At 71.6% G+C, this 16,416-nt stretch carries 16 protein-coding genes and 5 tRNA genes; 8 read left to right on the top strand and 13 right to left on the bottom strand.

Annotated elements, in window-relative coordinates:
• The first annotated feature begins 6 nt into the window (after positions 1–6).
• Positions 7–567, top strand: coding sequence for a CGNR zinc finger domain-containing protein (locus tag R2B38_RS05475; RefSeq protein WP_033282237.1), 561 nt, complete (start codon positions 7–9; stop codon positions 565–567).
• Between the two features lie 80 nt (positions 568–647).
• On the opposite strand, the gene R2B38_RS05480 is transcribed toward R2B38_RS05475, so the two are convergent.
• Together R2B38_RS05480 and R2B38_RS05485 are read right to left on the bottom strand one after the other, a co-directional pair.
• Positions 648–800: a hypothetical protein gene (locus R2B38_RS05480; RefSeq protein ID WP_019059824.1), complete on the bottom strand. Its 153-nt coding sequence runs from the start codon at positions 798–800 to the stop codon at positions 648–650.
• 169 nt (positions 801–969) lie between these two features.
• Complete coding sequence (locus R2B38_RS05485) at positions 970–1,419, bottom strand: hypothetical protein (protein WP_033282236.1); 450 nt, start codon at positions 1,417–1,419, stop codon at positions 970–972.
• A 247-nt stretch (positions 1,420–1,666) separates the two neighbouring features.
• On the opposite strand from R2B38_RS05485, the gene R2B38_RS05490 reads away from it, so the two are divergent.
• Positions 1,667–2,182 carry a DsbA family protein gene (locus R2B38_RS05490; RefSeq protein WP_318015213.1) on the top strand — a complete coding sequence of 172 codons (516 nt, stop codon included), beginning with the start codon at positions 1,667–1,669 and terminating at the stop codon, positions 2,180–2,182.
• A 15-nt stretch (positions 2,183–2,197) separates the two neighbouring features.
• On the opposite strand, the gene R2B38_RS05495 is transcribed toward R2B38_RS05490, so the two are convergent.
• The 3 genes from R2B38_RS05495 to R2B38_RS05505 all read right to left on the bottom strand — a co-directional run bounded on the left by R2B38_RS05495 (position 2,198) and on the right by R2B38_RS05505 (position 4,946).
• Positions 2,198–3,022 carry a GNAT family N-acetyltransferase gene (locus R2B38_RS05495; protein WP_318015214.1) on the bottom strand — a complete coding sequence of 275 codons (825 nt, stop codon included), beginning with the start codon at positions 3,020–3,022 and terminating at the stop codon, positions 2,198–2,200.
• Between the two features lie 62 nt (positions 3,023–3,084).
• Entirely contained in the window at positions 3,085–3,906 is an 822-nt protein-coding gene (locus R2B38_RS05500; protein WP_318015215.1) for an aminodeoxychorismate lyase, read from the bottom strand.
• Entirely contained in the window at positions 3,903–4,946 is a 1,044-nt protein-coding gene (locus R2B38_RS05505; RefSeq protein WP_318015216.1) for a chorismate-binding protein, read from the bottom strand. The genes R2B38_RS05500 and R2B38_RS05505 overlap by 4 nt, the downstream gene beginning before the upstream one ends.
• 179 nt (positions 4,947–5,125) lie before the next feature.
• Between R2B38_RS05505 and R2B38_RS05510 the strand changes: the two genes are divergently transcribed.
• From R2B38_RS05510 to R2B38_RS05530, 5 genes are all read left to right on the top strand, one after another.
• Positions 5,126–5,198, top strand: a tRNA-Gly gene (locus tag R2B38_RS05510).
• A 40-nt stretch (positions 5,199–5,238) separates the two neighbouring features.
• A tRNA-Cys gene (locus tag R2B38_RS05515) sits at positions 5,239–5,312 on the top strand.
• A 1-nt stretch (position 5,313) separates the two neighbouring features.
• Positions 5,314–5,385, top strand: a tRNA-Val gene (locus tag R2B38_RS05520).
• A gap of 34 nt (positions 5,386–5,419) precedes the next feature.
• Positions 5,420–5,491 (top strand) — tRNA-Val (locus R2B38_RS05525).
• A 37-nt stretch (positions 5,492–5,528) separates the two neighbouring features.
• Positions 5,529–5,600: transfer RNA gene (locus tag R2B38_RS05530), tRNA-Val, on the top strand.
• A 65-nt stretch (positions 5,601–5,665) separates the two neighbouring features.
• Here the strand turns inward: R2B38_RS05530 and R2B38_RS05535 are convergent.
• From R2B38_RS05535 to R2B38_RS05550, 4 genes are all read right to left on the bottom strand, one after another.
• Positions 5,666–5,965 carry a zf-TFIIB domain-containing protein gene (locus tag R2B38_RS05535; RefSeq protein WP_318015217.1) on the bottom strand — a complete coding sequence of 100 codons (300 nt, stop codon included), beginning with the start codon at positions 5,963–5,965 and terminating at the stop codon, positions 5,666–5,668.
• An 80-nt stretch (positions 5,966–6,045) separates the two neighbouring features.
• Positions 6,046–6,984, bottom strand: coding sequence for an aminoglycoside phosphotransferase family protein (locus tag R2B38_RS05540; protein ID WP_318015218.1), 939 nt, complete (start codon positions 6,982–6,984; stop codon positions 6,046–6,048).
• 499 nt (positions 6,985–7,483) lie between these two features.
• On the bottom strand, positions 7,484–7,693 hold the full coding sequence (locus R2B38_RS05545; protein ID WP_317888187.1) for a hypothetical protein: 210 nt from the start codon (positions 7,691–7,693) through the stop codon (positions 7,484–7,486).
• Between the two features lie 212 nt (positions 7,694–7,905).
• Positions 7,906–8,181: a hypothetical protein gene (locus R2B38_RS05550; protein WP_033282228.1), complete on the bottom strand. Its 276-nt coding sequence runs from the start codon at positions 8,179–8,181 to the stop codon at positions 7,906–7,908.
• A gap of 196 nt (positions 8,182–8,377) precedes the next feature.
• Here R2B38_RS05550 and R2B38_RS05555 point away from each other — a divergent pair, with 196 nt between their 5' ends.
• A complete protein-coding gene (locus R2B38_RS05555; protein ID WP_318015219.1) occupies positions 8,378–9,760 on the top strand; it encodes a serine/threonine-protein kinase in 1,383 nt (460 codons plus the stop codon).
• A 176-nt stretch (positions 9,761–9,936) separates the two neighbouring features.
• Here the strand turns inward: R2B38_RS05555 and R2B38_RS05560 are convergent, their stop codons facing one another.
• The 4 genes from R2B38_RS05560 to cobT all read right to left on the bottom strand — a co-directional run bounded on the left by R2B38_RS05560 (position 9,937) and on the right by cobT (position 16,325).
• On the bottom strand, positions 9,937–10,332 hold the full coding sequence (locus R2B38_RS05560; RefSeq protein ID WP_318015220.1) for an NUDIX hydrolase: 396 nt from the start codon (positions 10,330–10,332) through the stop codon (positions 9,937–9,939).
• An 8-nt stretch (positions 10,333–10,340) separates the two neighbouring features.
• Positions 10,341–11,159, bottom strand: coding sequence for a TrmH family RNA methyltransferase (locus R2B38_RS05565; protein WP_019059837.1), 819 nt, complete (start codon positions 11,157–11,159; stop codon positions 10,341–10,343).
• Between the two features lie 64 nt (positions 11,160–11,223).
• The gene (cobA, locus tag R2B38_RS05570; RefSeq protein ID WP_318015221.1) at positions 11,224–12,456 is read right to left on the bottom strand and encodes a uroporphyrinogen-III C-methyltransferase; all 1,233 of its coding nucleotides are present in this window, start codon (positions 12,454–12,456) and stop codon (positions 11,224–11,226) included.
• 143 nt (positions 12,457–12,599) lie between these two features.
• The gene (gene cobT / locus R2B38_RS05575; protein ID WP_318015222.1) at positions 12,600–16,325 is read right to left on the bottom strand and encodes a nicotinate-nucleotide--dimethylbenzimidazole phosphoribosyltransferase; all 3,726 of its coding nucleotides are present in this window, start codon (positions 16,323–16,325) and stop codon (positions 12,600–12,602) included.
• Positions 16,326–16,416: the final 91 nt, after the last annotated feature.

Below are 16,416 nucleotides of genomic sequence, written 5' to 3' on the forward strand. Positions count from 1 at the left end.
CGAAACGTGCTGATCACCCACGACACCCGGTGCGCCCTCGACACCGTGGTCGATCTGGTGAACACCGCACCGGAGGACGCCGCGGCGCCGGACGGACTGCAGGATGTCGCGCTGCTCGCGGATTTCGTACGAAACCACGAGATCAGCGATGTCGGGGTGCTGTCGGAGTTCGACCTCTCCGCCGTGCGCAAGATCCGCGGCCGGTTCACCGCGGTCTTCTCGGCCCCGGACCCCCGGACCGCCGCCGGGCTGATCAACGACCTGGTCGCCGCCGCGGGCACCACACCCCGGCTCACGGACCACGACGGCTACGACTGGCATGTGCACTACTTCGCGCCCGGCGCCTCGGTCGCCGACCATCTCGCCGCCGACTGCGGGATGGCGCTCGCGTTCTTCGTGGTGGCCGGCGAGCAGGAGCGGCTGCGCCGCTGCGAGGCCCCGGACTGCCGGCGTGCCTTCGTCGACCTCTCACGGAACCGCTCCCGGAGGTACTGCGACAGCCGGACCTGCGGGAACCGGCTGCATGTGGCCGCGTACCGGGCACGGCGCAAGGAAGCGGCAGGCTGAGGCCCGGCGCCGATCGCGTCACTCGCACAGGGATGAGGTCGCGGCCCCCGACGGGTGACGTCGGGGACCACGAGTACGGCTCACAGCATCAGCAGGTCGTGCAGCGAGGCCATGAGCAGCAGACACCCGATCACCGCTAGGAAGATCATCAGCGGTGGCTGGGAAAGGGCGAAAAGGCACCCGCGCGGCTCGTCCTTCGGCGGCGCGGCGTCGCTCTGTGTCGTGTCCAGCATCTCGCGGCGATGATGACGCAGCGGAGGCCCCTGACGCGATCAACACGCCCGCTATGAGAGGGAGTTCGCCGAATTCCGTGATGTCCGTTTCGAGTCGCGACGACTCCTGAACGCTTACCGGCGGACCTGGCTCACTCTGTGTCGTTTCCGTCGCGGTCCCGTCCGACCGTCATATGCCGTGCTTCTTGAGGATGGCCTCGATGTCGCTGAAGTCGTCCCCGCCCTGCGCGCGGGGCGCGGCCGCCGGCCGGGTCGCCGGGCGCTTGGCCGGACCCAGCGAGGGTGCGGAGGCCGCCGGAGCCACCGCGTCCGACTGGCCCGAGGCCCGGGCCGCCTTGCGTTCCTTACGGGTGCCGCCACCGCCACGGCGGCGTTCGACGGCCCGGGTGCCCATGAAGAGCAGCCAGGCGCCGCCCAGCACCACGAAACCCGCCCAGGCCGTGGGACTGAACGCGGTGTCGGCCGCCCAGCCGACGACCCCGGTCATCACCAGGCCGACCGGCACCAGCGAATAGGCGGCGATACGGGCGGCGGAGAGAAATCGCTTGCGATACGCCGTGACCGCCGCGATGCCCAGGCCGGCCGCGGAGACGGCGGAACAGACGGTCTCGGCAATCATCCGGTCCTCCAGGCAGATCCGTCGGGCAGGCACAGGTCGGGCGTGCACTTCGTCCCTTCCATCCTGCACCGTCCGGTCCCCGGGAGGCCATGCCCCGGTAGGACATCAGGGACATCTCCGGGTCGCATCCTCCCCAGGTGCCGGTCGGCGTCGTACGGCTGCGGCCCCTAGGTGACGGTCGGTGTCGTCCGCGTACGGCCCGTGGCCCTGGTTGGGAGCGGTGCGGCCGGGCTGGGAGACTGGGCGCATGAGTGACCTCCCCTCCGTGCGCACCCCCGTCCTCGACGTCTGGTGCGAGCTCCAGTGCCCGGACTGCAACACCGCCCTGGACGATGTACGCGCCCTGCGGGCCCGCTACGGCGACCGGCTGGAGGTGCGGCTGCGGCACTTCCCGCTGGAGAAGCACAAGCACGCCTTCGCCGCCGCGCAGGCCGCCGAGGAGGCCGTGGAACAGGGGCGGGGCTGGGACTACGTCGAGGCCGTGCTCGGCCGGGTCGCGGAGCTGGACCGTAAGGGAGAACCCTTCCTGGTCGAGGTGGCCGGTGAACTCGGTCTGGACGCCGAGGAGTTCGACACCGCGCTGATCGACGGCCGGCACATCCTGATCGTCGACGCCGACCAGGCCGAGGGCAAGGCCATCGGCGTGACCGGCACCCCGACGTACGTCATCGGCGGCGAGCTTCTCGACGGCGGCAAGAGCCAGGACGGGCTCCGCGCCCGTATCGAGGAGATCGCCGACCGGTTGCTCGCCGGGGGTGAGTGAGCCTCGGGGCAGCCGTCAGAGCAGGCTCTTGTACAGGTGGTAGGTGGTCGTCTCGTAGCCGAGTGACTCGTAGAGCCGCTCGGCCGGGGCGTTGCCCGCGAAGACGTTCAGCCGGATGACCGGCAGACCGGTCGCGATGCCCTGCGCCTCGGCCAGGAGCATCAGGGTGCGGCCGTGGCCCCTGCCCCGATGACGCGCGTCGGCCTCGACCTTGTAGACGAAGGCCTTGCCGTCACGGGGGCCCGTCCAGAGCGTGCCGACCGCGGTCCCCTCGTGCTCCAGGACGCTGAACGCCATGTCCGCGGTGTCCACTCCATGGGGCAGCAGAGCGGCATTGCCCTGAAGCGCCTTCGTCCTGGCCTCCGCCTCGGGCACCCCGCGCTCGGTCCAGCTCTCGATGAAGGACTCTGTGTCGAGCACCTGCCAGGGGCCGAACTCCTCCCGGGTCATCGGCCGGCCCCGGCTTCCCGCGGGCAGTTCGGGCGCGGTGGCGCCGAGGGGCTTCTCCATGTGGCGGTTGCGGACGACGTATCCGAGGTTGGTCGCCAATTTGAGCGCCACCTCCGCCTCCGCCGGCACGGACGCCTCGATCCGCGCGCAGCCCCAGCCCCGCGCCACCTCCTCGGCGGCGAGCGCGGCCACGGTGCCCCGGCCGCGCCGACGGTCCGGCTCCTCGATGCGCAGGTCCCGGATCTGGGCCACCGCAGCGCCGAAGAAGGGACTCGTGCCGAGGTGTATCGAGCCGACGGGACGGCTGTTCACGCACACCTGGTAGCGGCGCGAGCGGGTCCCGTCGGCCTCCTGCTGAAGCGGCTCGGTCGGCCGCAGGGTCGTAGTCATCAAAGGAGTTCTACCCGGACCGGAGCCCCAGGTCAGCCCATTAACCACGGCCCCTATGGGCCCTACGGATCGAGGTCGTCGCCCGACCGCTCGTCGAAGACACGCATGGCCTTGGCGGTCACCGGGCCTGCCGCGCCCGGGAGTTGACGCCCGTCGACCAGGTGGACGGCCTGGACGTCCCGCAGGGACGACGTGAGGAAGACCTCGTCGGCGCGTTCCAGGACGTCCAGCGGGAGGTCGGTCTCCTTGGCGCCGGTCCATTCGACGGTCAGGGCGCGGGTGATGCCCGCGAGACAGCCGGAGGTGACCGGCGGGGTGTGGATCTCGCCGTCGAGGACGACGAAGACGTTCGACCCTGTGCCCTCGCAGAGTTGGCCGACCGTGTTGGCGAACAGGGCCTCGGAGGCGCCGTGTTGGTGGGCGCGGGCGAGGGCGACGACGTTCTCGGCGTACGACGTCGTCTTGAGGCCGGTGAGGGCGCCGCGTTCGTTGCGGGTCCAGGGGACCGTGACGGCGGCCGTGGAGTCGGGGCGGCGGTTCGCCTCGCCGAGGGCGACGACGAGGGTGGGGCCGTGTTCGCCCCGGTCGGAGCCGAGGGGGCCGTGGCCACCGGTGTACGTGATGCGGAGCCGGCCCAGCGGCATCGGGTTGGCGTCGAGGACGGCCGCGCAGCCGCGGCGGACCTCGTCCAGGTCGGGGTCGGGCAGCCCGAGGCCGCGCGCGGAACGGGTCAGCCGGTCGAGATGCCGGGTCAGCGCGAACGTCCTGCCGTCCGTCGTCTTCACCGTCTCGAAAATGCCGTCGCCCACGGTCAGTCCGTGGTCGAAGACGGAGACACGGGCGGACTCGGTGTCCTGCAGCCCGCCGTCGAGCCAGATCTTCATGAAAGAGCCTCTCCGCTCACCTCGTACGCGCCCGACGCTATCGCGAGCAGCCGTGACGCCTTCAGCTCGGTCTCCCGCCACTCCCCCTCGGGGTCCGAACCCCAGGTGATGCCCGCGCCGGTGCCGAAGCGCAGCACGCCGTCGGCGCGGTCGATCCAGAACGTGCGGATGCCTACGGCCAGTTCACCGGTCCCCCGGTCCGCGTCGACCCAGCCGATGCCCCCGCAGTAGGGACCGCGGGGCGCGGTCTCCAGGGCGTCGATGATGCGCAGGGCGCTGGACTTGGGCGCGCCGGTGACACTCCCGGGCGGGAACGCGGCGGCCAGCAGCTCCGGCCAGCCGGCGTCCGCGGGCAGCTCACCCCGCACCGTCGACACAAGGTGGACCAGTCCGGGGTGCTTCTCGACGACGCACAGGTCCGGCACGGTCACGGTCCCCGTGGCGCACACGCGGCCGAGGTCGTTGCGGACCAGGTCCACGATCATCACGTTCTCGGCGTAGTCCTTCTGCAGCAGATCCGCCTCCGTCCGCCCGGTGCCCTTGATCGGGCCGGACTCGACGACCTTGCCGGTGCGGCGCAGGAAGAGTTCGGGGGAAGCGGTGGCTATCTCCACGCCGTGGTCGGGCAAGCGGATCGTTCCTGCGTACGGCGCCGGGTTGCCGCGTGCGAGCAGAGCGGTGAGGGCGTCGACGTCCGCGTCGGCGGCTACCGGTGCGGACAGGACACGGCACAGGTTGGCCTGGTAGACCTCGCCGGCCGCGATGTGCTCCCGGATACGGCGGACGCCGGCGGTGTAGGCGGCCCGGTCGAGGGAGGAGGTCCAGGCCTCGGTCGCGGGGGCGCGCCAGGCGCCGGGGGCGGGCGCCGGGACCGGTTCGTGCCGTACGTCGCGGAAGCGCGCGCAGGTCAGACGGCCCTCGAAGTCGGCCGCGACCGCCCAGAAGCCGGTGGAGTCCAGGGCCGCGGGGTCGCTGGTGACATCGAGGAGACCGGTGGCGACACGGCCGCCGAAACGGACGAGAGGGGCGAGGCGGGACACGCCGTCGAGTCTATGGCGGGTGTCTTCCAGGTTGCCCGGCCGTGTCCCCGTGACCGCCCTGACCATGTGTTCCCGTAGTCGCAGGCCAGCACGCTGCACAAACGCGTTTTTGTGCTGGCCCCGGAATCCGCTAGAGTTCAACTCGTCGCCGCGACGCGCAAGCCGAGCGGAAACGACAAGCGGACGTAGCTCAGTTGGTAGAGCGCAACCTTGCCAAGGTTGAGGTCGCCAGTTCGAACCTGGTCGTCCGCTCGCAGGAAAGTGGGGGATCTTCCCGACCCCCCGCACTCCTGGTGGAGTGGCCGAGAGGCGAGGCAACGGCCTGCAAAGCCGTCTACACGGGTTCAAATCCCGTCTCCACCTCCAAGGACGATTAGCTCAGCGGGAGAGCGCTTCCCTGACACGGAAGAGGTCACTGGTTCAATCCCAGTATCGTCCACTGGTCCGCAAGGACTTGGTCCGCAAGGATCCCCGCGCGATTAGCTCAGCGGGAGAGCGCTTCCCTGACACGGAAGAGGTCACTGGTTCAATCCCAGTATCGCGCACGCAGCACTACCCATGATCTTCGGATCATGGTCCCGAGGACGATTAGCTCAGCGGGAGAGCGCTTCCCTGACACGGAAGAGGTCACTGGTTCAATCCCAGTATCGTCCACACTCCGAAGCCCCCGGCCGTCTCGTACGGTCGGGGGCTTCTTCGTGTGCCCGTGTATATACCGGTCAGCTGGAGAACAGCATGTGGCCGAAGCTCTTGTGCCGGTGGTGGCCGCCGTGACCGCCGTAGTGGCCACCACCGTGACCACCACCGTGCGGGGCGCCCCAGGCGGGCGCGGGCGGGGCGGGGTAGGCCTGCGGGCCCGGGGGCGGCGGGGCGGGCTGCTGCCACTGGGACTCCACGCGGGTCAGCGCCTCCAGCTCGCCGTAGTCGAGAAAGATCCCCCGGCAGTTGCTGCACTGCTCGATCTGGACACCGTTGCGGTTGTACGTGTGCATCGGCGCATGGCACTTCGGACACTGCATGCTCGGCTCAACTCCTCGCCCATCGGGACATCTTGGTGTTTCCCCAGGACAGACTCCGTCCGACCCCGGTCGGTTGCACCCTACTTCGCGGATCCGGGCGCCAACTCGGGCGGTACGGAACCCATTCGGTCACACGCGTCCACGACGGCCTGCTCCACCTCGTCGAGCGGCCGGCCCGCTGTGACCGCCTTGACGATCGCCAGGGCGGCGGTCTGCACGGTGAGGGCGCGGGCCGGGATGTCCAGGGCGGGCCAAGGGTCGCCGGTGGCGGGAACGGCCGGGCCGCCCGCCTCGCGGTACGCGGTCAGGAAGCGGGTCCACTCGTCGGGCGGGAGCAGGCCGCAGGCGTACCAGGCGGCGGGGCGGGCGAGGTCCCAGCCGGGGACTCCTACGCCCAGGTCGTCGACGTCGATCAGCAGCCACGGGCCGTCGGGGGCCGGGTGGCGGACGAGTTGGCCGAGGTGCAGGTCGCCGTGGCAGAGGGTGGTGGTGTCGGGCTGGGGGGCCTCCGCGCGGGCCCAGGCGGGGAGGCGGGTCCAGGCGCGCAGGACGGGGGCCGCGGCGGGGTGGGGGCCGGCCTCGCGGAGCCGGGTGATCGCTCGGACCGCCTTGAGGGGGCCTCGCATGGGTGGGAGCGGGGTGGGGGCCGGGGTGCGGTGGAGGTGGGCGAGGAGGGTGGCCGCGGCTTCCCAGGGGGCCGCGTCCGGGTCGTCCGGGTCTACGGGGGTGCCGTACGGCCAGCACGTCGCCCAGCGGTCGTGCAGGTGGAGGGGGGTGGGGTCGAGTGGGGGCAGGAGGATGCCGGGGAGTCGTGCGGCCGTGGTGAGGCGGACGGTGAGGTCGGTGGGGTCCGTGTTCGGGGCGTGGGCCTTCGCGACGGTGTCCTCGTGGCGGACGACTGTGCCGTCGGGGCGGTCGGTGAGGGTGGGGGTTGCTCCGCAGGGGCAGGGGGTTGTGCGCGCGTGGGCCATGGTCCTGGCTCGGGTGGTGAGGGCGGAGAGCAAGGGGGTGCGGGGCATCGCGCTTCCTGGGGCGGGGGGTTGGGGGGGTGGGGAGTTCGTCGCGAGCGTACTTCTACGGCGGGTTCGGGCGGGCTGTGTGGGTGGGCCCAGGGTTTTCGCCCCCGCCGCCCCTACCCTTCCCATCCTCCAGGGGCTGCCGCCCCTTCGACCCCGCCTGGGGCTGCGCCCCAGACCCCCTTCGGCCTGAACGGCCTCGTCCTCAAACGCCGGACGGGCTGGATATGCCGGCCGGCGCTGAAAAGTGGACGCCGGAGGGGCTGAGTGAAGCCTGCCTGCGCTGAGCAGTGGACGCCGGACGGGCCGAGTGATGCGGAGCGGGCCGGTGCTTGGAGGCACTGGCCCGCATCACGAAGGAACCCGTCAAAAGGGCAAAGCAAAGCCGGCGCAGCTCCCCAGCTGCGCCGGCTTTTTTGCCGTCCGCCGCACCCCCGTCCCCACGGGGTTTCATGGGTTGATGTCCCCGCCCGGACCGCTCTTCCGGGCCTGGGGTCGCCGCTCAGCGCCCCAGCATCACTCCCACGGACGACGCTTGTGTGGCCACGGTCTCCCAGCCGTCGAAGACGACGAGGAGCAGGACCGCCAAGGGAAGTGCCATCAAGGTCGCCACCAGTGGGTGGCGACGGCCCGTGCGGCGGGTGTGGAAGGCCGCGTTGTACGCCTTGCGTCCCTCTTCGCGGATCAATGCCCGCGGTGCCGTGTGGGCCATGGTCCCTCTCCTGACCGTGCTCCGTTGACCAAACTCTGTTGTCGTTGGCAGCGGCGGGTGTCTGACCTCGGGGGACGAGTGCTGCACCCGCCGCTTGACCTCAAATCTAGGCGTGCGGCGGGTGCGGGTCGTCATGCCCTCGTACCGATTGGCGGGCCTCCCGGAGGATGAGCGATGACCTGCGGAGTACTCCCCTGGGTGGAGACCGGGTCCTACGTCTCGGGGTCTTCCCGGAGGGGGAGTCCGGTGTGCCCCGCTTTCTCTGAGCTGTCCTCGCGCGGGACCGGCTGCTCGACCAGGGCGAGGACCCTGGTCGCCATGAAGCGGGCGGTACGGACGACGGAGCCACTGCGGGTGACTTCGCTCACTTCCACCACCCCTCGGCGCACCGCCGTCTCCACCCGACGGCCCGCCCTGCTCGCCACCACCTCGTACGTACGTGTTGTGTCGCCGGCGTCCACCACTATCTCGACGCGATCACCCTTCACGCGCTCAATCCCCCTTCTGTGATGGTTGGTTGGGGTTGGAGGCAGTACGAAGTCCTGCTGCTCGCAACGCCTCTGACCACTCTTCAAGTTTCCCACCCGGCACTGACAATCCGTCGGTTCGAGAGGGCGCGGCCTTTGCGCGCGGGCGCCCGTGGAAACGTAAGCTGTCGCTCGTCACACGGACCGGGCAGCGGGGATGAACATGGCGATGATGCGCCTGAGGCGCGAGGACCCGCGCGTCGTCGGCTCGTTCAGGCTTCACAGACGGCTCGGCGCGGGCGGAATGGGCGTCGTCTATCTGGGCTCCGACCGCAAGGGCCAGCGGGTCGCGCTGAAGGTCATCCGGCCGGATCTGGCGGAGGACCAGGAGTTCCGTTCGCGGTTCGCGCGCGAGGTCTCGGCCGCTCGGCGGATTCGCGGGGGATGCACGGCCCGGCTGGTCGCTGCGGATCTTGACGCCGATCGGCCGTGGTTCGCCACTCAGTACGTGCCCGGGCCGTCGTTGCATGACAAGGTCGCCGACGAAGGCGCGCTGGGAGCGGCTGAGGTCGCCGCGATCGGGGCCGCTCTGTCCGAGGGGCTCGTCGCGGTGCATGAGGCCGGGGTCGTCCACCGGGATCTCAAGCCGTCGAACATTCTGCTGTCCCCCAAGGGTCCTCGGATCATCGACTTCGGTATCGCCTGGGCCACCGGTGCGTCGACACTCACGCATGTCGGTACGGCGGTCGGGTCGCCCGGGTTCCTCGCGCCCGAGCAGGTGCGGGGGGCTGCCGTCACTCCGGCTACCGATGTGTTCTCGCTCGGGGCCACGCTCGCTTACGCCTCGACCTCCGACTCGCCCTTCGGGCACGGTAGTTCCGAGGTCATGCTGTACCGCGTGGTGCACGAGGAGGCGCAGCTGCACGGGGTGCCGGACGCGCTCGCGCCGCTTGTCCGCGCGTGCCTCGCGAAGGATCCCGAGGAGCGGCCCAGCACGCTTCAACTGTCCTTGCGGCTCAAGGAGATCGCCGCGCGTGAGGCTCAGGGGATGGCCGATGTGCGGCCGCCGGGGCCGCGGGCGGCGGAGGCGGATCGGCCTACCGGGCGGCTCACCGACAGTTATCCGGAGCAGCAGCGCACCCAGAGTCAGCGGCGGCCGCAGAATCCTCAGGGTTCTCAAGGGACGCCGGCGCCTCGTGGTGCCGCGCCGTCGTCCCGGGGTGGTGGGAGTCCGTCGCGTGGGGGTGGCGGTGGGGTGCCGTCACGTGGGAGCGGGGTGCCGTCCCGGCCGGGTTCTCCCCGGCCCACTCCGTCCGGCCGTAACACCACCCGGTCCGGGTCCGGTAGTGGGAGTCGTCCTGCGCCTCGTAGTGGGGCCGGGCGGCCTGGGCCTCGGACCACGGGGACCGGGCGGCGGCCTGCGAATCCGCGGTTGCTGCGGCAGCGGTTGTTCGTGTTCGTGGTGGTGACTCTGCTCGTCGCGCTGGGGATTGCTGTGGCTCAGGGGTGTTCGGGGCCGGCTCATGGGCTTGGGCGTACGGGGGACGGTGTGCGGCAGGGGTACGGGAGTGTCGTGCGGGCGGACGGGTTCGGCGGGTAAGGGGTGGTTTTCGCCCCCGCCGCCCCTACCCTTCCCGTCCTCCAGGGGCTGCCGCCCCTTCGACCCCGCCTGGGGCTGCGCCCCAGACCCCCTTCGGCCTGAACGGCCTCGTCCTCAAACGCCGGACGGGCTGAGTGCAGTCCGCCTGCGCTGAAAAGTCAGCCTCAGCCCGGTTCCTACAGCCCCGGCAACACGTGCTCGAAGAACTCCCTGTCCGCCGCGAACGCCGGAGTCATCGTCAGGAACTCCGTCGGCGTCACCCAGCGGACCTCCGAGACCTCGCCCGGGTCCGGGATGATCGTGCCGTCGCCCGTTTCCGTGGCGGTCCACCAGTGGAGGCGGAAGGTGCCGTCGTCCGTGTCGGACTGCCAGACCTTGGAGAGGGGGGAGACCGTGAGGCCCACCTCCTCCTTCACCTCTCTGACCAGGGCCTCTTCCTGGGTTTCGCCTGGTTCCAGTTTGCCGCTCAGGGGTGCCCAGTAGCCCGCGCGGGCCGAGTCGGGGCCGCGGCGGATGACCAGGACGCGGTCTGCGCGTCGGAGTACGGCGACGATCGCCTCGCGCTGGGCCAAGCGGGCTCCTAGAGTTCGGGGCGGCCGGTGGCCACCGCGTAGAAGGCGACCGCGGCCGCGGCGCCCACGTTGAGGGAGTCGACGCCGTGGGCCATCGGGATGCGGACCCATTCGTCTGCCGCCACCAGGGCTTGGGTCGAGAGGCCGTCGCCCTCTGCTCCCAGCATCAGGGCCACCCGGTCCATGCGGTGCGGGGCCGCCTCGTCCAGGCTCTTCGCCTTCTCGTCGGGAGTCAGGGCCAGGAGCGTGAAGCCCGCCTCCCGGACCGACTCCAGACCCTTGGGCCAGCTGTCCAGGCGGGCGTAGGGGACCGAGAAGACCGCGCCCATGGAGACCTTCACGCTGCGGCGGTACAGAGGGTCGGCGCAGTCGGGGGACAGCAGGACCGCGTCCATGCCCAGCGCCGCCGCCGAGCGGAAGATCGCGCCGATGTTGGTGTGGTCGTTGACGGACTCCATGACGACCACCCTGCGCGTGGTCTGGAGGAGTTCGTCCGCCGTGGGGAGCGGTTTGCGTTGCATGGAGGCCAGGGCGCCTCTGTGGACGTGGTAGCCGGTTACCCGTTCGGCCAGCTCCGGGCTCACCGCGTAGACGGGAGCCGGGAGTTCGTCGATGACGTCCCGCATGACGTCGACCCACTTCGCGGACAGCAGCATCGAACGCATCTCGTAGCCCGCGTCCTTGGCCCGTCTGATGACCTTCTCGCCCTCGGCGATGAACAGGCCCTCGGCCGGTTCACGCTTGCGGCGCAGCTCTACGTCGGTCAGGCCCGTGTAGTCACGCAGGCGCGGGTCGTCGGGATCCTCAACGGTGATGAGATCGGCCACAGGGTGATACTGCCTTGTCCTGGGTGTGGTGCCAACGGCTGGGAACGGGTTGTGTTACCCGGGGTTACGCAACTGCCTTCGGGCCTACGGTGACCACCGCGCCGATGACGATCACCGCGGGCGGTTTCACGTCCTCGGCGCGTGCCGTCTCGCCGACCGTCGCCAGGGTCGCGTCCACCCGGCGCTGGGCGGCCGTCGTGCCCTCCTGGATCAGGGCCACCGGGGTGTCGGACGGCTTGCCGTGCGCGATCAGGGTTTCGGCGATCTTGCCGATCTTGTCCACGCCCATGAGGATCACGAGGGTGCCGGTGAGCTTCGCGAGGGACTGCCAGTCGACCAGCGAACGCTCGTCGTCAGGGGCCACATGGCCGCTGACCACCGTGAACTCGTGTGCTACACCGCGATGGGTGACCGGGATGCCCGCGGCCCCGGGTACCGAGATCGAGCTGGAGATGCCCGGCACGACCGTGCACGGGATGCCTGCCTCCGCGAGCGCCTGCACCTCCTCCATGCCGCGGCCGTAGACGAAGGGGTCGCCGCCCTTGAGGCGGACCACCGACTTGCCCTGCTTGGCGTGTTCGATCAGGGCGTTGTTGATGGCCTCCTGGGCCATGTAGCGGCCGTACGGGATCTTCGCCGCGTCGATCACCTCGACGTGCGGGGGGAGTTCGGCGAGGAGGTCGCGGGGGCCGAGGCGGTCGGCGATGACGACGTCGGCCTCGGCGAGGAGGCGGCGGCCGCGGACCGTGATCAGGTCCGGGTCGCCGGGGCCGCCGCCGACCAGGGCGACGCCCGGGGTGCGGGTGCGGTGGTGGGGGGCGACGAGGGTGCCGTCGCGCAGGCCCGCGACGACCGCGTCGCGGATCGCGGCGGTGTGGCGGGGGTCGCGGCCCCGCGCGTCGGTCGTGAGGACGGCGACCGTCACGCCCTCGCTGTGGCCCGTCGCCGGGGTCCATGCGGTGGCCTGGTCGGCGTCGTCGGAGCGGACGCACCACACGCGGTGGGCCTCGGCTTCCGCGGAGGCCCGGGTGTTCGCCTCCGGGTCCGTCGTCGCGATCAGGGCGTACCAGGCGTTCGCCAGGTCGCCTTCCGCGTACGGGCGTCGCTCCCAGGTGATCTCGCCCGCGTCCGCCATCGCCTCGACGGAGGGGGTCGCCTCCGGGGAGACGAGGGTGATGTCCGCGCCGGCCGCGATGAGCGCCGGGAGGCGGCGCTGGGCGACCTGGCCGCCGCCCAGGACGACGACCCGGCGGCCGGTGAGGCGGAGGCCTACGGGGTAGGCGGGGTGTTCGGCCATGAGGGTGCGGCTCCTCTTTTGCGGCGGGTCTCCCCCGCGTGCTTTCACGGCGTGCGGTGGCCCTGACGTGCAGATTTTAAGGGCAGGGCGTCAGGGCGGCCCAGCCGGTCCACCGGCTGGGCCGCATCGCCTACTGCGGGCGCCTACTTTTCCGTCACCCCTGCGGAGTCGAACGTCGCCACCTCGTGCATCGCCCGCGCCGTGCTCTGCACCAGCGGCAGGGCCAGCAGCGCGCCCGTGCCCTCGCCGAGGCGGAGGTCGAGGTCGACCAAGGGGCGCAGGCCGAGCTTGTTCAACGCGGCCACGTGGCCCGGTTCCGCGCTGCGGTGGCCCGCGATGCAGGCCGCGAGGACCTCGGGCGCGATCGCGCGGGCCACGAGAGCCGCGGCGCCCGCGCTGACGCCGTCCAGGATCACCGGCGTACGCAGGGACGCGCCGCCGAGCAACAGGCCGACCATCGCCGCGTGTTCGAAGCCGCCGACCGCTGCGAGGACGCCGATGGGGTCGGCCGGGTCCGGCTGGTGGAGGTCGATCGCGCGGCGCACGACCTCCGTCTTGCGGGCGAGGGTCTCGTCGTTGATGCCGGTGCCCCGGCCGGTGACCTCGGCGGGGTCGGTGTCCGTGAACACCGAGATCAGGGCCGCCGACGCCGTGGTGTTCGCGATGCCCATCTCGCCGGTGAGCAGCGCCTTGTTGCCTGCCGCCACCAGGTCGCGGGCCGTCTCGATGCCCACCTCGATGGCCTGCTTGGCCTCCTCGCGGGTCATCGCGGGACCGGTCGTCATGTCGGACGTGCCCGCGCGGATCTTGCGGGGCAACAGGCCGGGCGTGGCCGGGAGTTCGGACGCGACGCCCACATCCACCACGCACACCTCGGCGCCCACCTGGCTCGCGAAGGCGTTGCAAACGGCGCCCCCGCCAAGGAAGTTGGCGACCATCTGGGCCGTGACCTCCTGCGGCCAAGGGGTGACCCCTTGCGCGTGCACGCCGTGGTCGCCGGCGAAGATCGCGACGGCCGCGGGCTCCGGGATCGGCGGCGGGCACTGCCGGGAAAGACCGGACAACTGCGCGGAGATGATCTCCAGCATGCCGAGCGAGCCCGGCGGCTTCGTCATCCGCTTCTGCCGCTCCCACGCCTCGCCGAGCGCCTTCGCGTCCAGCGGGCGGATCCCGGCGACGGTTTCGGCGAGCAGGTCGTGCGGGTCCTCGCCGGGCAGCGCGCGACGGCCGTAGGTCTCCTCGTGCACGACCCACGACAGCGGGCGGCGCTTGGACCAGCCGGCCTGCATCAGTTCGGGCTCGTCCGGGAACTCGTCGACGTAGCCGACGCAGAGGTACGCGATGACCTCCAGGTGCTCCGGCAGGCCGAGCGCGCGGACCATCTCGCGCTCGTCGAAGAAGCTGACCCAGCCGACGCCGAGGCCCTCGGCGCGGGCGGCGAGCCAGAGGTTCTCGACGGCGAGCGCGGCGGAGTACGGCGCCATCTGCGGCTGCGTGTGCCGGCCCAGCGTGTGGCGGCCGCCACGCGTCGGGTCGGCGGTGACGACGATGTTCACCGGAGTGTCGAGGATGGCCTCGATCTTCAGTTCCTTGAACTGCTTCGCCCTGCCCTTGGGCAGCGACTTCGCGTAGGCCTCGCGCTGGCTCTGCGCCAGTTCGTGCATGTTCCGGCGGGTGTCGGCGGACCGGATGACGACGAAGTCCCACGGCTGCGAGTGCCCGACGGACGGCGCCGTGTGGGCCGCCTCCAGCACCCGCAGCAGCACGTCGTGCGGGATCGGGTCGCTGCGGAAGCCGTTCCGGATGTCCCGGCGCTCGCGCATCACCTTGAGCACGGCCTCGCGCTCGGCGTCGTCGTAGGCGGGAGCCGCGGGGCCGGTGGACTCTCGTACGTCTTCCACTACGGCCGTGCTCTCTTCTTCCTGGTCAGCGGCCCGGGTGTCCAGGTCGTCCACGTGCTGTACGAGTTCCGGGTCTGCCTCACGGGGGGCGGGAACGGCGGCGAAGGGTTCCTCCACGACGCCCGGCTGCTCCTCCGCGGGGAGGACGAGCGGGTGCGGCGGGGTCGGTGCGAGGTGGGGGGTGGTGGGCACGGAGCCCTCCACCGGGACGAACCGGCCGAGGGAGTCGTCCGGGTGCGGCTGCGGCTGCAACTCCGGCTGCAACTCCGGCTCCGGCGCGGCCGTCTCCGTCACGTGGGATTCGGCTACGACGGGCTCGGGGGCCGGGGTGACTTCGGCTTCGGGGGCGACCGGTGTCTCAACTGCCATGAATGCGGCCGGAGTTGGTTCGGCCTCCTGGATGACCGGCGGCTCGTCGACCGGGGTGACCTCGGGGACGTGCAGGGCTTGCGGGGCGTGCGGGGCTTCGAGAAGCGGCTCGGGCGCGGGGGCGTACATGACGTCCTCCGCCTGGATCGGCTCCGGAACGGCTACCGCCTCGGGGGCGGCATCCTGCGCGAGTACCTCTTCGGGAGCCTCGACCACGGGCTGGGCGACCTGCTCGTTGGCGACAGCGAATCCGGCGTCGAAGCTCTCTTCGGCTCCCGGCACCTCGACGGCCTCCGGCAACACCGCACCCTCGGAAGCGACCGCCGCCTCGGGAACCTGCACGACCTCAGGTTCCGGCACGGCCTCGGGCTCCGGCGCGACCTCAGGTTCCGGCGCGACATCCGCACCCGGTACGGGAACCGCGACGGCGACCTGCTCCGGTTCCTGCTCGGCAGCCACGACGAACGCGTCCTCGGGAACCGGAACCGGAACCGGCGCGGCCTCGAAAGCGCCCGCACCCTCCGGCAGTTGACCCGCCTCGGCGACACCGGCGTGTCCGGAGCCCTCCGTGCTCACGTGGGCGAACGCGGCCGCGGGCTCCCCGTCGAACGGCTGCCCGTGCCCCTGCCACGCCCCACCGGCGTCGGGGGCCTTCGCCAGGTCTGCGTCCTTACCGGTGCTCGCGCCGACGCCCATGAACTGAGCCGGCTCGGGCTGCGGCTGCGGCTCCGGTACGACCACCCCGGCGTCCAGGGCCATGGCGATCCCCCCGCCGACGGGCTCGGCCACGAGCTCGCCGTCAGGTTTGCCAACCGGAACAACCGTTTCCGCTGTCGGCACCCCCGCGCTCACCGGAGCCTGGGCGCCCCAGGGAGCCGCGCCCTGCGGGGGCAGATCGCGGAGTTGGGGTGCGTCGAAGTACTCGGGGCCGGTCGCCGGCGTGGCCATCTGCCGTACCGGCGCGCCCGCGGGGCCGCGGTCGGCGAGGGAGCGGACCGGGCTCGCGGAGGTGTCGGGGAGGGGCGGGCCGAGGTGCAGCGGACGGCGCGGCGGAACCGGCGCGGGCGGCGGCGGTGCGGGGAGGCGGACGCCCCCCAGATCGACCGAACCGCTGTCACGGCCGGCGGTCTCATGCGGACCCGGCTCGTGCACGGCGGCCTCGGGCGGAGCGGTCTCCTGCAGAACCGGCTCCTGCGGCGCGGCGGCCTCGTGTGCGACGGCTTCGTGTGCGGCAGCCTCATGCGCGGTCGGCTCGGGCAGGGGAGCCTCGTACGCGACGGCCTCGTGCGGAACTTGTTCCGGCGGAGCGGGGGCGTACACACCCGGCTCCTGCGCGGCAGCCTCGTCCGGGCCCGGCTCGTACGCCGCCGGTTCCTGCGGAGCCGGCTCGTGGACCGCCTCGAGAACGGGCTCGGGGGCGGGAGGCTGGACCTCGTTGCCCCAGGCGCCCTGGGCGCCCGGCAGCAGCAGGAGGTCTTCGTCCTCGGCGGTGGTCTCGGAGAGGTAGGTGTACGCGCCGTGCGCGGGAACGCCTGGCTGTTCCACCATGCCTGCGTTCTCCGGCAGCCCCTCGGCCGGGATCTGGCCGGTGTCGGTCATGCGTACCCCTCGCCCATCGGTTAGTGCTTCTACGACCCGCTCACCGGGAACGGCGCACCGACCGCCCCGCAGTGGAGAACGAGCGTGCCTG

This window comes from Streptomyces sp. N50 (assembly GCF_033335955.1).
Taxonomy (GTDB): Bacteria; Actinomycetota; Actinomycetes; order Streptomycetales; family Streptomycetaceae; genus Streptomyces.

Excerpts from the sequence above, each read along its gene's own strand:
- R2B38_RS05480 (WP_019059824.1), bottom strand. The coding sequence starts at position 800 with ATGCTGGACACGACACAGAGCGACGCCGCGCCGCCGAAGGACGAGCCG.
- cobT (WP_318015222.1), bottom strand. The coding sequence starts at position 16,325 with ATGACCGACACCGGCCAGATCCCGGCCGAGGGGCTGCCGGAGAACGCA.
- R2B38_RS05555 (WP_318015219.1), top strand. The coding sequence starts at position 8,378 with ATGAACATGGCGATGATGCGCCTGAGGCGCGAGGACCCGCGCGTCGTC.
- R2B38_RS05545 (WP_317888187.1), bottom strand. The coding sequence starts at position 7,693 with ATGGCCCACACGGCACCGCGGGCATTGATCCGCGAAGAGGGACGCAAG.
- R2B38_RS05535 (WP_318015217.1), bottom strand. The coding sequence starts at position 5,965 with ATGCAGTGTCCGAAGTGCCATGCGCCGATGCACACGTACAACCGCAAC.
- R2B38_RS05490 (WP_318015213.1), top strand. The coding sequence starts at position 1,667 with ATGAGTGACCTCCCCTCCGTGCGCACCCCCGTCCTCGACGTCTGGTGC.
- R2B38_RS05495 (WP_318015214.1), bottom strand. The coding sequence starts at position 3,022 with ATGACTACGACCCTGCGGCCGACCGAGCCGCTTCAGCAGGAGGCCGAC.
- R2B38_RS05500 (WP_318015215.1), bottom strand. The coding sequence starts at position 3,906 with ATGAAGATCTGGCTCGACGGCGGGCTGCAGGACACCGAGTCCGCCCGT.
- R2B38_RS05485 (WP_033282236.1), bottom strand. The coding sequence starts at position 1,419 with ATGATTGCCGAGACCGTCTGTTCCGCCGTCTCCGCGGCCGGCCTGGGC.
- R2B38_RS05540 (WP_318015218.1), bottom strand. The coding sequence starts at position 6,984 with ATGCCCCGCACCCCCTTGCTCTCCGCCCTCACCACCCGAGCCAGGACC.
- cobA (WP_318015221.1), bottom strand. The coding sequence starts at position 12,456 with ATGGCCGAACACCCCGCCTACCCCGTAGGCCTCCGCCTCACCGGCCGC.